This is a genomic window from Oceanospirillum sp. (assembly GCF_048265165.1).
Lineage (GTDB): Bacteria > Pseudomonadota > Gammaproteobacteria > Pseudomonadales > Halomonadaceae > Oceanospirillum.
This window is the reverse complement of record NZ_JBLXCD010000001.1, coordinates 773,164-787,231: the sequence shown is the minus strand read 5'-3', so window position 1 is coordinate 787,231 and position 14,068 is coordinate 773,164. Positions and strand designations below refer to the sequence as shown.

Below are 14,068 nucleotides of genomic sequence, written 5' to 3'. Positions count from 1 at the left end.
AAGCTGGGATGTTATATCCCGGCTTTTTTTATTTTAAGTAAGATACAGGTTATCTGATAAACCTCAAGACTAAGGATTATCTGGACTTATTTAAATGGCGTGTATAATTACTTAGTGTTTGGTGCAGTTTAGCCAATGTTGGTTTTGAGCCAGCTTGTAAGGATTGAGATGTTTTTTACCCCCGTATCCGAAATTGCTAATACTGATGTAGCGCTTCTTGATGATACCCATTCAGTGGATGATGGCCTTGAGCTGATGGCCCGGGAGGCTAAGCACGCCCTTGTTATTATGGGGGAGGCTGGGCTGAGGGTGATGAGTACACATATTCTGATCAGTTTACGCTTTGCCGGACTGGACTTTACAACGCCGCTTCGCGATATCGGCTTGCCAATGGCTGAGTGTCTGCAAAGAAACCAAGTGCTTGCAGAAGGGGCTGTGACATATAGCCGTGCCCGATCTGAACTTTTATGTGTGGTTGATGGCGATTCACTGCTGGGGGTTATCACCAGTGCCAACATTATCCATTATATGAAACGGTATGCCCCTGACATTAAAAGCCTGATCACGGAGCTGCCAGCCAGCAATGACTATGTGCAGGTTGACATTGGGACCACCCTTAAACAGGCCGTTTTGAAAATGCAGACAGCAGGCCATAGCTCCGTTTTGGTCTGTCAGCAGATGGACGTTGTGGGTATTGTTAGCCACAGTGATATTCTTCCCATTCTTAGCCTTGGTGACGGTCAGTGGCAACGGCCTGTCAGTGATTTTATGACATCTCCCGTGACCCATATTTCCGGGGATTGCCTGGTCCAGGATGTACTGGTTTCCTTCTGTAATTCACATCTGAAGCGTTTGGCTATTTCAGACCAGGAACACCGTATAACCGGATTGATTCATCAACGGGAGATCATCGCTAAGGTTTACGATGTTATGAAGGAAGAGCGGCATCAACAGGTAATGCTGCAGGAACTGAGTGACAATGAGCAACGCTGGAGGGCTGTTCTTGAAGGAACAGGGCAGGGCGTTTGGGATTGGAATGCTCAGACGGGTAAAGTCTATTATTCACCAGTCTGGAAGTCGATGCTGGGTTTCGAAGAGCATGAAATTGGCGACACTATTAACGAATGGCAAACCCGTATTCACCCGGATGACCTTGAGCGCACATATCGGGATGTGGATGCTCACCTGAAAGGTGAAACCTCAATATATGACAATACTCACCGGGTTTTGTGCAAGGGTGGTCGCTATAAATGGATCCGTGATATCGGAAAAGTATTCAGTCGTGATGCTCAGGGAAATCCTCTTCGGGTTATTGGTAGCCATACGGATATTACAGAGGAGATTGAGCTAAAAGAGAAGCTCAGCCTCCTGGCTGATAACGCACCAGGCATGCTTTATCAATATCGCATTGATGCCGAGGGTGACGTCAGTTTTCCTTTTGCTACCCGAGGCTGTAAAGATGTCTATGGCTTCAGTTCGCAAGAGCTTAAACGTGATGTAGCAGCCATACTGGATCGTATACATCGTGATGACATTGAACGTATCGGCAGCAGTATCGAAGCCTCCAAGGAAAGCCTGGAGGTCTGGGAAGAACAATATCGCTATGATCACCCTATAAAGGGTTTGCGCTGGATTGAGGGGCGTGCAATTCCCAGTCATATGAGTGATGGCTCCGTTATCTGGAATGGCTACATTTATGATATTACCGAGCGTAAGACTCAGGAATTCGCTCTGGAAGCAGCCAGAAAGATGGCTGATGATGCCAGTCGCGCTAAGTCAGAGTTTCTGGCGAATATGAGCCATGAGATCCGAACGCCTATGAGCGGCATTATCGGCTTAAGCCAGATCAGTATCGGTGAGCATAGGCTCGAAGTACTGCATGAACGCCTCCACAAGATCCACCACTCAGGCAGGTTGTTGTTGGGTATTCTCAACGACATTCTGGACTACTCCAAAATCGAATCCGGCAAGTTGGGCATTGAGTCCCAGCCTTTTTTTATTGACGGTCTGCTGGATAATCTGCGCAGCTTGTTTGCTTTGGAAGCCGATAAAAAGCAGTTAGAGCTTGTTTTTGATAGCGCGCCGGAGCTGGCTCTTGTCTATATGGGCGATGAGTTGCGTATTCGTCAGGTACTGACGAACCTGCTGGGCAATGCGATTAAATTTACTGAAAAAGGGCAGGTACGTTTAACTGTCGCTCTTTGTAAGGACAGACCGCAGGATAAAGAGGGCCAGCAATGGCTGCACTTCGATATTCGGGATACAGGTATAGGTATTACTACGGCGCAAAAAGAGAAATTGTTTAATGCCTTCAGTCAGGCGGATACTTCAATAGCCCGCAAGCATGGCGGATCAGGGCTGGGGCTGGTGATCAGTCAGCGTTTGGTTGAGGCTATGCAGGGCCAGGGAATTACACTTGAAAGTGAGCTTGGTAAAGGGGCTTGCTTTAGCTTTGAGTTGCCGCTTTCCCCTTGTTCACCCGCGCAGGAGAAGGAGTTTCTGGCTCTTCAGCCGCAGGATGAAGATGTTGTTGGCAGCCTGACAGGGCATATTCTCCTGGTGGAAGATAATCTGATTAACCAGGAAATTACTCAGTCCCAGCTTAAACAGCTAGGTTTAGACGTGACTCTTGCGGAAAATGGCCAGCAAGCACTGGATTTACTTGGAAAACAAACATTTGATCTGGTATTGATGGATATACAAATGCCAGTCATGGATGGTTATACAGCAACCCGCAGGCTTCGTGCGCAGGGCAATAAACTACCTGTTATTGCTCTGACAGCCGCAGCAATGGCTGAGGATCAGCAGCGTGCGGCTGATGCAGGTATGAATGGCCACCTGACGAAACCGATTGAAACCTATGCTCTTTTCCATATGCTGAGTCACTGGCTTCAGGCTCTGGATCGTGGTCCCGATGACCTGTCAGAGGTGGTGTTATCTGCTACGTCTGCTTCCGTTCCTACAGAAGAAGGATCGTTACCTCCAGCTGTTTCTGGTGATATTGCTTTATTTGATCCGGCGGAGGGGATTGCGATGGTAGGGGGGCAATACCTGATCTATCAGAAAATTCTACAGGAATTTATCCGCCAGCTTTCAGATGAATATATGAAGGATGTATCCCTGATGGAGCAGCTATCTGAAGAAAGCTCCTCTGAGGAGTTTCTGACAGCTCATCGTGTGACCCACAGTATTAAAGGTGTAGCGGGCAATCTTTGTATGCGGCCGTTGGCTGAGGCGGCAGCGAATCTTGATCGGAAACTAAAACTCAACCACCCTCCTGAACCGGGGCAATTGCAGATGTTCCGAAAGCTTTTGGAGCAGTCCTATACAGAAGTGCACACCTGGTTACTCGCTCAGAATTCAACTCCGCCTCTTCCGGTAACCGTCTCAGGAGAGGGGATGTCTGGTGCATCAGACGTCAGCATTCGTGCCCGTTTGCAGGTTTTGATGGCAGAGATTCGTAATAGCCAGTTTATTGATGAGAGCGAACTCGAAGAGATTACTGGTGCGTTGAACAATAATAGCAAGGTAGACACAGATGCTGATGCACTCTGGAAAACGGTTACACAAGCGTTGGATCAGTTTGACTTTGAGCAGGCAGCATCTGCCCTGCAGCGACTGCTCAACAAACTTGAATCAGCGTCTTAAGGAAAACTGTTTTGAATCCAAGTGCTTTTAAAAAGCTCAAGATCGAACTCTCCTGTTATCTGAAGAAAGTTTCTGGCTTATATGCCTCTGTCTTTTTGTGTGGGATATTCTGGTTGTCTCAACCTGTGTTTGCTGTGAATTTCGACCATGTCTTTGAAACTCAGGATATTCCTCTGCTTTGGATTAAACCCTCCGATGGAGAGATCATTGAGGTGAATCAGGCAGCGGCTGATTTCTATGGTTATAGCCGTGAAACACTGCAGAGAATGAGCATCCAGGACATTAACACCTTTGATCCTGAGCAGGTGTTTGAAGAGCGTCGTGCGGCTTCTGCCGAGGGCAGGAACTATTTTATCTTTCGTCATCAATTGGCAGATGGAGAGATCCGTACTGTTGAGGTTTACTCACATCCCTATGAAAGAAATGGGCAGCAGTTGTTGCTATCTGTGATTCACGATATCACTCCAGGGCGTAATCTTGACCGTGGAATGTGGCACTATCAGCAGCGCCTCGAAGAGCTGGTGGCGATAAAGACCCAAGAGTCTACAGATCAGAGTCATCGTACTATCACACTTTTGGTTATTGGTCTGGTCATGACTGGCGGGGCCGTCCTGACTTTGATTTTCGTAATGCGTAAGCGCCGTAGTGCAGAGCAGGAAAGTCAGCGCTTTCAAGCGATTGCAGATAATGCAATTTATGGAAATATCATCTCAGATTTTGATGGTAAAGTGATCTATGTGAACCCTTTCTTTGCCGAGGTTCACGGTTATAAGGCTGAGGATGTAGTCGGGCAGCTTACCAGCCAGTTTCATACTGAAGAGCAGATGGAACAAGTTAATGAATTAATGGCAGACCTGAAAGAGTATGGCCATATCCCACCCAGAGAAATTTGGCATCAGCATTGTGATGGTTACACCTTTCCTATGCTGATGAGCAGCTCTGTAATGGAGGGGCGGGATGGACAGCCTGTGTACATTGCAACCGCAGCTCTTGATCTTACAGAGCAGTACCGTGAGCGGCAGAAAACCGAAAAGAACCTGATCGAAGCCCGTGAAAATGCGGAGCAGGCTAATCAGGCTAAGTCAGATTTTCTAGCGAATATGAGCCATGAAATTCGTACACCGCTCAATGCTATTATCGGCCTGAGTGAATCCCAGCTGACCTCACCTGATCTTTCGGAAGAGGTGCACCGTCATCTGCAGCAGATACACAGTTCCGGTCAGTTATTGCTGGGTATTGTGAATGATCTTCTGGATTTTTCCGAGATTGAAGCTGGCAAAGTGAACATACTTTCTGAGCCGTTTAATTTACAGCAAATTCTTGAGCAATTATCCACATTATTTGGTCTTGCCAGCAGTAAGAAGGGACTGGAGCTGGTTCTGAATTTACCGGCTAACATACCTCATCGATATCAGGGTGATTCCCTGAGATTAACCCAGGTCCTGACGAATCTGATGGCTAATGCGGTCAAGTTTACAGACCAGGGTTTGGTTGAGCTTGAAGTCACGGTCCTCGATGAAAAAATTGATTCGGCATTGCTACGATTCAGTCTGAAGGACACAGGTATTGGCTTAACTCAAGAGCAACAGGCTCACTTATTCCAGGCTTTTTCTCAGGCCGATAACTCTATCACCCGTCGTCATGGCGGAACTGGTTTGGGGTTGATTATCAGCCAGAAGTTAGTTTTTCTGATGGGGAGTGAGCAGGGTATTGAGCTGGAAACTACCCCAGGAGAAGGGAGTTGTTTCTATTTCGACTTAGAGCTGCCTTTTTCCCCGGTGACTGAAGATCAGCACCTGCCGATGCTATGCACTACGCACCCAAGTCAGGCCCTAATTGTAGATGACCAACCCATTGCCCGGCAGGTTTTACGGGAAATGTTGCAATCCTGGGGTTTTGAGGTCACTGAAGCAGAGGATGGGGACATTGCCGTACAGAGGGTAGAGCAGGCTCTTTCCGATAACTGCCTCTACGACCTGATTCTGATGGATTGGGATATGCCTCGAATGAATGGACTGGTTGCTCTGCAGTCCATTCAGGATTTGTTACACCAAAACGGCCATAGTGAGAATTTGCCCGCAATGTTAATGGTGTCAGCTTATGAGCGATCTGAGATTGACCTGGAATGTGTTGAGAATGTTCTGTATCTACCGAAGCCTGTGCATCAATCCAGCTTGTATGAGGCTCTTGGTGTTTTACAAGCGAGGCTTGCTCCTGCTCTTAATGTCAGTCAATCCCAGTGCTTTCGGCAACAGAAAATTCTGGTCGTGGAGGACAACCTGATTAATCAGCAGGTTGTTCAGGCGCAGCTGGAGCAGATGAACCTTCAGGTTGTCGTGGCGGATAATGGTCGTTTGGGGATTGAGGCGGCTCGTCGGGAGGTGTTTGATTTGATTCTGATGGATATTCAGATGCCTGTCATGGATGGTTATCGGACAACCCGGGAGATTAGACAGTTTAATAAAGAGATACCGATTATTGCACTAACAGCCGCCGCGTTGATAGAGGATCGTGAAAAAGCGCTGCAGGCCGGAATGAATGACCATCTGGGTAAACCCTTTACCAAGCACCAGCTATTTGATCATCTTGAACCTTGGCTGGAGACAGAAGAAGGCGGAAGGGCTGCTCGATCTGGTGAGCATGTACAAAAACCGGCAACATCTAATCAGAATTCTGACCCTGCTATCTTAGCGGAGCTGAACCAGAAACAAACCGTGTTGATTGTTGATGATGTTCCAGCCAATGTTAAAGTTCTTGCCAGCTTGTTGAAAGATGAGTATGTCGTTCAGGTTGCAAACAGTGGTCAGAAAGCGCTGTCGATTACCCAGGGCGATCATCCGCCGGATCTGGTGTTACTGGATATTATGATGCCTGATATTGATGGTTATGATGTCTGTCGACAACTGAAAGCGAATCCGCGAACCAGCCGTATTCCGATTGTTTTTATCAGTGCCCTGGATGAGGTGAGTGATGAAGCAAAAGGTTTGCAGCTGGGAGCCGTGGACTATATTGCAAAACCCTATCACCCGGATATTGTGAAAGCCCGGGTACGCAGTCATATGATATTGAAACAGAAGTCAGACATGCTGGAAGATATGTCCAACATTGATGGGCTGACTCAAGTGGCAAACCGGCGTTATCTTGATACAAAGTTAAGCACAGAGATCCGGCGTTTACAGAGAAGTCATAAACCCTTAGGGCTTGTGATGCTGGATATTGATCATTTTAAATCTTTCAACGATAACTACGGTCACGGCAAAGGTGATGAGTGTCTGGTTAAGGTGGCGACTGTGTTGAGGCGTGTCGTTAATCGCCCGGGGGATCTTTTTGCCCGTTATGGAGGTGAAGAGTTTATTGCCATTCTGCCGGAGACTGATCTGGCGGGAGTAAGGCAAATTGCCGAGGAGATGCGTAAGGCTGTTGAGTCGATGGCTGTAGCGCATGAGTTTTCTCCCGTGGCTGACGTTGTGACGGCTAGCTTGGGTGGTTTTTCTAAGTGTATTACCAATGAGTCTGCTGAAATGCTATTGGCACAGGTTGATCAGGCTCTATACCTTGCTAAAAACCAGGGGCGAAACCAGGTTGTGATGGTTTGATCTCAGAGTGTTCGAGTGGCCGCTTTATGAGTGTTATCCGGAGTTTTTACTTTTCCGGTGGGGCATTAACATCGGGATAGCTCAGAGAAGTCGATATCCCGGGCAGCGATAACAGCCTGAATTCGGTTTTTTACGCCCAGTTTGCGCAGAATTGCAGAGACATGAGCCTTGACGGTCGTTTCTGCAATGGAGAGTGTGTAGGCGATCTGTTTGTTCGACTCGCCCTCTGCCATATGCTGCAGAACAATGATCTGTCGCCGGGTTAAAGAAGAAAGCAGAACAGGATTAATAGACTCTGTCTGGCGTTGCTGATGCCGTGCCTGAGCCCCAGACAGCTTTTTATCGATGCAGCTATCTCCCCGGATAATATCGGATGGCAGATAAACATTACCATTGAGAATGTGTTCTAGTGCCTTATGCATCTGCTGGCGAGGTGATGATTTGGTAATAAAGCCTACCGCTCCAAAAGTAATAGCCTGTAGTACGACCTTCTTGTTATCTTCCGCTGACACAATGGCAATAGGTGTTGATGGTACCGCTTCCCGTAAACGCATTAACCCCTGGAAACCGTTCATACCATCCATATTAAGATCAAGCAGAACAAGATCTATGTCAGCCTCATGGGTGACCAGTGTAAAGGTCTCATCCAAGTTGCAGGCTTCCAGAATTTCACTCTCCGGATAGCTGTTACGTACAACGCTGGCGATAGCCTCCCGAAACATGGGGTGGTCGTCGGCCGTTACAATTTTGTACATAGTTAACCCTTTTATCTGCTTACTTTCTCTGCCGTTAGATGTGATAGCCGTACTTTCATATGCTTTAACCGGACATCTTAAGAGTTTTAAACAGGTGCTTCAGACATTTTAATTGGATTAATGCCTGTCAATAATGAACCTTGCGTTAGGTTTTGTGCATACTACAAAAGTAAGGCGTGCTTGAAATCAGGACGATATGGCGGAAATTTTTTGGCGGTGGTGTAAATATAGTCTACATTTGATGTACTTATGATGTTTGTCTCTTGGCATCCTGAACAAGCAGTGTGCTTGTTGTTCTGGGGTTCCCACCCTTTTTGTTGGCCGGCATTTGCCGGCCTTTTTTGTTCCCAGTTTTTCTCCGTAGATTGGCTCTGCTATGGATTAGTGGGTTGCTCTAGGGTCTGTTTCCTGCACAAGATTCTTATCCAACTGAGCGGTATAAAAAGCTGCCAGAGCCGGATACTCATCAAGAGTGAAGAGCTCACGGAACAATATCCAATCCAGCAGGGCGAACAGGCAGATGGCAGGGTAGCGCCACTCACTGAAGTCTCCATCTTTGGTGGCTTGCTCTAAAACAGGCATAGTGCGGGCGATGCGCTCTTTCTGCAGATTAAGAATCAGGCGGTCATCTGAGGTATCGATGCCCGAGCGTTTACTCATAAGAAGAATAATAAAGGACTCCTGCATGCTGTCGATCAGAGTCATTAGGTTTTCATCTTCCCAGCTAAGGCTCTCTTTCTTCAGTTTTTCATTCAGATAGCGATGGATAATGCGGGAGTCATAAACCGAGTGTTCATTGTCTACCAGCATGGGGACTTTCATGGCAGGGGTGTAGGTTTCCAGCTCAGCTCGGCCAGCTTCGCTATAGATATCCAAAGGTAAAAAATCGTATTGATGACCTTCAAGCCAGAGACGTAGGCGTCGAACATAGGGGGATGGGTGGGATCCTACCAGTTTCATCGGGGTTAGCTCCTAAATAGTCTGGGCGCATTAATACTCGAAAGCGCCATGAATGATCTTTTTTGATAAACCCTTTAGTCATCCTTTAAGAACAGGCTGCTGGTTTGTTCCATTCACCGGTTTATTAGTTTTACAGGAAAGCACTTTAGTCCTGTTTTTCTGTAGTGGCAAATGATGCGTTACTTTTAAAACCAGTACTAAAGTACTACTTTTTAGCCTCTAAAGTGCCATGTTGTGACTTGTTGTAATCAACCATTATGGACTCATAGTGAGTCGGAGCAGGTAGCTCATCAGGTTGACCGGATGTATTTCACTTGGCTCCGCCATCTTCATTGTTTGCTATGCCTAAGGGTGTTCTTTTGTCCGAAAGTTCCCCTTAACGACAACAACAAAAGAGGCGATTAGTATGATCTATGCACAACCTGGAACAACAGGCTCAGTTGTTAATTTCAGAGAGCGTTATGGTAACTTTATCGGTGGTGAATGGGTTGCCCCTGTGAAGGGCGAATATTTTAAAAATACATCACCGGTTAACGGCGAAGTTATCTGTGAAATTCCCCGATCGACTGCTGAAGATATTGATCTGGCAGTGGATGCAGCCCATGCAGCGAAGGACGCCTGGGGTAAAACGTCAGTAACAGAGCGCTCGAATCTGTTGCTGAAAATTGCCGACCGGATTGAAGCCAATCTGGAAAAAATTGCTGTAGCAGAAACTTACGATAACGGTAAAGCCGTGCGAGAAACATTGGCTGCAGATGTCCCTCTGGCTGTCGACCATTTCCGCTATTTTGCAGGCTGTATTCGTGCTCAGGAAGGTTCTATCGGAGAGATAGATCAAAACACAGTGGCCTACCACTTCCACGAGCCTTTAGGCGTTGTAGGGCAGATTATTCCCTGGAACTTTCCGCTGCTTATGGCCGCCTGGAAAATTGCCCCGGCCCTGGCAGCAGGTAACTGTATTGTTCTGAAACCTGCTGAGCAGACACCGGCATCTATTCTGGTTCTGATGGAAACCATACAGGATCTGCTGCCCGCCGGTATTCTGAATATTGTTAATGGCTTTGGCGCAGAAGCCGGTCAGGCACTGGCAACCTCGACGCGTATTGCAAAGATCGCGTTTACCGGCTCTACCCCTGTGGGAGCTCATATTCTGAAGTGTGCCGCTGAGAATATTATTCCATCCACTGTTGAGCTGGGAGGGAAGTCTCCGAATATCTTCTTCAATGATGTGCTGGACCAAGAGGACGAGTTCGTCAGCAAATGTATTGAAGGCAGTGTATTGGCGTTTTTCAATCAGGGAGAGGTGTGTACCTGCCCGTCCCGTATGCTGATTCAGGAGGATATATACGACGCCTTCATTGGTAAAGTAATCGAACGGATTGGTCAGATTAAACGGGGTAACCCACTGGATACCGAGGTAATGGTGGGTGCTCAGGCGTCACAGGAACAGTACGATAAAATTCTGAGCTACCTGGATATCGGTCGTAAAGAGGGTGCTGAAGTACTGGTCGGTGGCGATAAAGAAGCTCTCAGCGATGAGATCGGAGGCTATTATATTCAGCCGACCCTGCTGAAAGGCACCAACGATATGCGGGTATTCCAGGAGGAGATTTTTGGCCCCGTGGTTTCGGTCACAACCTTTAAAGATGAAGCCGAAGCGCTGGCGATCGCCAATGACTCCGAGTTTGGTTTGGGAGCCGGTGTCTGGACCCGGGATATGAATCTGTCCTATCGCATGGGGCGCGGCATTGAGGCAGGACGTGTATGGACTAACTGCTATCACCACTACCCAGCCCATGCTGCCTTTGGTGGTTATAAGAAATCCGGTGTCGGCCGTGAGAACCATAAGATGATGTTGGATCACTACCAGCAGACCAAGAATCTGCTGGTCAGTTACGATATCAACCCTATGGGTTTCTTCTAAGCCTGAAGCTGACCTTAGCCTATAGGATTATTTCCTATGGCTAAGGTCCTGGATGTTAGTATTCCTTGTGCTTTTTTTGTCAATTTCTGGCTGACTGATTGAAATGCCTTCCGGTTTCGGAGGGCATTTTTTTTGCCGGAACTTTGTGCAAATAGTCGCTTTTCAGCAGAGGTGAAGGGATTGTATGATACCGCCTGTTTTTTACTAAGCAGGAAAAATTATGCCCCTTGAAACGGCACCGGATCATATTAAGCTGGCGGTGGATCTGATTGAACTGCTGGAAACGAATGGTATTGATAATCACACTGCTGAGTTGGCGCTGGAAGTTGTTTTAAAGGATCTTAGGGCTAAAGCTGCTGAGCAGCCGTTGCCGGATTCTGACAAATTCTGACGTCAGGAATTTATTGACTACTAACCTTATTCCCAGCGGGTTAGACTCTTTTGACGGCCCGCCGAGCCTCCCCTTGAGAAGCTAGATGTCCCCATGCAAGTAAAAGAGCATATTGACCAGCTGCTGTATTTTTTATTGGGCAGCAAATTATCCCCTTACCAACATACGCATCATGCGGTGCTACTGGTTGGTGGTTTTAGTTATCTTGCCTGTAGTATTTTTAACTTTGTTTTTCAGACTGCGGATGTGATTCTGTCCTATGCGCAGTTCGGTTTTTTTCTACTGATTATGTGGATCTGGTTCCGGTCCCGTTTCCGAAACGAATATCAGCGAATGGCCCTTGCCTTTATGTTTTTCCTGATATTAATCGCATTGCCGATGAATTGGATCTATAACGCCGGATTGGCTGGGCCTACCTATTTTCTAAACCTGTGTGTTTTGGGTTATATCTGCGTTGCGTTTCGTGATTTTGGCATCTACCTGAAAGTGGGGATCGCCCTGATTATTCTACTTCCTTTGCTTATGGTGTGGCTGGATCTGATACGTCCTGATCTGATCTATGCCTACCCCAGTGATCTTGCCAGGGCTTTGGATTTAAGCTTTAGCTTTGTGGTGACCGCGTTTCTGTTGTTGATTATGATGAGGACATACTCCCGTCGCTACCGGTTAGAGCGGGATAAGGCCGAGTATCTGGCTGATCAGCTGCGCAATCTTTCAGAACTGGATCCCTTGACCGGGCTACATAATCGGCGGGGAATGGATCGCTATATGGATAAGCTGGAGCGCTCCGGAGCACTCTTTACCCAGACGATCCTTGACCTTGACCATTTCAAGGCATTGAATGATCGTTACGGACACAGTTACGGCGATGAGGTGCTTTGCCACTTTGCGAAGTTGCTGAACCATCTGGCTCTGACTAATAAAGGGTTAGCGGTTCGGTTGGGCGGTGAGGAGTTTGTCTTGATTCTGCCCATGTCTGAGGCCATGACTTTGTCAGAGATACAAAAGCTGGCGTTGGAGCTGCAGAGTACTCAGCCGGAGAAGGGAGGAGTAACCTTTAGTGCCGGTGTTGCGGAGTGCGTTACTGGTGAAGAGTGGGAAGATCTCTTGGCCCGTGCAGATCAGCTTATGTATGCCGCGAAAAAAGCGGGTCGTAATAGGGTTTTTGCAGCATCTTTTGAAGATAACAAACTGGCAGCCTCTCTGGAGGTTTAGCAGAACTGCGTAACTCTTTGTGTCACTTATTAAGTCAATTATTATCTGATATTTTTCGGTTTGACGTCTTTTCAGGTGAAATGCTTTGATCTCTCGATTACCTAAATGGGTAGAAGCTGGTGCTTTTGTACTGGCTTTTATTGCCGGTTCTGTTAATGCCGTTGGCTTGCTGGGTTTTAAGCATCAGGCCGTGTCCCATGTGTCGGGAACAGCGACTCTGCTAGGCACGTTGTTGGCAGACTCCCCTCTGGATGCTTTACATCTGGCCGGAGTGATTGTTAGCTTTCTTTTAGGCGCAACACTTTCCGGCTTGCTGCTGAATGATAACTCTCTGAAATTGGGCCGGCACTATGACTCCCTTCTTTTGATCGAAGCTTTATTTCTGCTAGCAACACTTTGGTTTCTGAATGAAGGGCAGCTTTATGGCCATTATCTGGCGTCTGCTGCCTGTGGTTTACAGAACGCCCTTGCGACCACCTATAGCGGCGCTGTTGTGCGCACAACGCACATGTCAGGAATTGTCACCGACCTTGGGATCATGCTGGGTCAGGGGCTTAAAAGGCGAGGGTTTGATAAACGTAAGGCGATACTGTTTTTACTCTTGATTGCAGGGTTTATATCCGGCGGTACTGCCGGGGGATTACTGTTTGAACACTTTCACTTTTTTGCCTTGTTGTTACCCGTGTTGCTTTGCCTGATACTGGCACTTATCTATCGCCTGTATCGTTTTAAACGGCGTTTAACTCTTAATCACCAGCGCAGCGCCTGAGTTTCCGGCTGCACCTACTTACCTCTGGCCGTACCTATTCACCTCTGACGTGCCTATTTACCTCTGAAGGGGGCGTAAAAAGCTTTGATCTCTTTCAGGTCTTTGTCGTAGTCGCCGGATGCATGAAAAACCAAGCCAATACCTCCCCGTCTGTTAGGGTAGTCGATAAAGCCCAGTAGTAAGGGAACGTTGGCTCCACAAGCGATATGATAAAAGCCACTTTTCCATTCACTGACCTTTTTCCGGGTGCCCTCTGGTGCGATAACGATCAATAGCTGTTTTTCGGTTTTGAAGCGATCAATCATTGTATCCACGAGGTTGGTTGAGCGTGTTCGTTCGACGGGAATGCCCCCAAGCCAACGCATCAGTCCGCCAAAAGGAAATCTGAAAATAGATGTTTTCCCCATCCAATAGATTGGGAGCTTCAACTTAAAAGCCAGCATCAGAGCGTAAGGCAAATCCCAGTTGGTGGTGTGGGGTGCTGCAACAAATACGGCTTTTTCCGGGGTTTTGTGTGTGTTTGCAACCACTTGCCAGCCTGCTAGCTTCAGTACAAGCACTGATATCCCGTATAACAGATGAGAGACAATGGGAGTGGTGAATATCGTTTTGGGCATAGGGCTATGAAAATCCGGTTAAGGGTGTCTATTGCAGAGTATATAACCCCGCTATTATAACGACTTACCCAATTGTTTTAAGAGAATAAACAGATAACAGATTCATCACTCAGGCGAATGAATATTGATGGATTTCGAATGACAGCTTAAGTTCAGTTTTTGATTGATTTTGTCTGTACAGATTTTTGATCGT

Annotated in this window: 9 protein-coding genes; 6 read left to right on the top strand and 3 right to left on the bottom strand. The window is 47.2% G+C overall.

The genetic code is table 11. From position 1 onward, the window contains the following. Window positions 1-168: 168 nt before the first annotated feature. Both ACN0R8_RS03440 and ACN0R8_RS03435 read left to right on the top strand, forming a co-directional pair. Complete coding sequence (locus ACN0R8_RS03440; RefSeq protein WP_417595095.1) at window positions 169-3,648, top strand: PAS domain-containing protein; 3,480 nt, start codon at window positions 169-171, stop codon at window positions 3,646-3,648. Between the two features lie 113 nt (window positions 3,649-3,761). Continuing rightward, entirely contained in the window at window positions 3,762-7,244 is a 3,483-nt protein-coding gene (locus ACN0R8_RS03435; RefSeq protein ID WP_417595093.1) for a response regulator, read from the top strand. A 65-nt stretch (window positions 7,245-7,309) separates the two neighbouring features. Here the strand turns inward: ACN0R8_RS03435 and ACN0R8_RS03430 are convergent, their stop codons facing one another. Both ACN0R8_RS03430 and ACN0R8_RS03425 read right to left on the bottom strand, forming a co-directional pair. Continuing rightward, window positions 7,310-7,999 (bottom strand): response regulator, encoded by a 690-nt coding sequence (locus ACN0R8_RS03430; protein WP_417595091.1) that lies wholly within the window; start codon window positions 7,997-7,999, stop codon window positions 7,310-7,312. Between the two features lie 381 nt (window positions 8,000-8,380). Then, window positions 8,381-8,959 carry a glutathione S-transferase family protein gene (locus tag ACN0R8_RS03425; RefSeq protein WP_417595089.1) on the bottom strand — a complete coding sequence of 193 codons (579 nt, stop codon included), beginning with the start codon at window positions 8,957-8,959 and terminating at the stop codon, window positions 8,381-8,383. A 406-nt stretch (window positions 8,960-9,365) separates the two neighbouring features. Between ACN0R8_RS03425 and ACN0R8_RS03420 the strand changes: the two genes are divergently transcribed. The 4 genes from ACN0R8_RS03420 (at window position 9,366) to ACN0R8_RS03405 (ending at window position 13,258) form a co-directional block, all read left to right on the top strand. Beyond that, on the top strand, window positions 9,366-10,883 hold the full coding sequence (locus ACN0R8_RS03420; RefSeq protein WP_417595087.1) for an aldehyde dehydrogenase family protein: 1,518 nt from the start codon (window positions 9,366-9,368) through the stop codon (window positions 10,881-10,883). A gap of 220 nt (window positions 10,884-11,103) precedes the next feature. Next, on the top strand, window positions 11,104-11,274 hold the full coding sequence (locus ACN0R8_RS03415; protein ID WP_417595085.1) for a DUF2496 domain-containing protein: 171 nt from the start codon (window positions 11,104-11,106) through the stop codon (window positions 11,272-11,274). A gap of 93 nt (window positions 11,275-11,367) precedes the next feature. After that, window positions 11,368-12,489, top strand: a complete 1,122-nt coding sequence (locus tag ACN0R8_RS03410) for a diguanylate cyclase domain-containing protein (RefSeq protein WP_417595083.1) — start codon at window positions 11,368-11,370, stop codon at window positions 12,487-12,489. Window positions 12,490-12,574: 85 nt separating this feature from the next. Then, a complete protein-coding gene (locus tag ACN0R8_RS03405) occupies window positions 12,575-13,258 on the top strand; it encodes a YoaK family protein (protein WP_417595081.1) in 684 nt (227 codons plus the stop codon). Window positions 13,259-13,311: 53 nt separating this feature from the next. Here the strand turns inward: ACN0R8_RS03405 and ACN0R8_RS03400 are convergent, their stop codons facing one another. Then, window positions 13,312-13,875: a lysophospholipid acyltransferase family protein gene (locus tag ACN0R8_RS03400; RefSeq protein ID WP_417595079.1), complete on the bottom strand. Its 564-nt coding sequence runs from the start codon at window positions 13,873-13,875 to the stop codon at window positions 13,312-13,314. Between the last annotated feature and the right edge of the window lie 193 nt (window positions 13,876-14,068).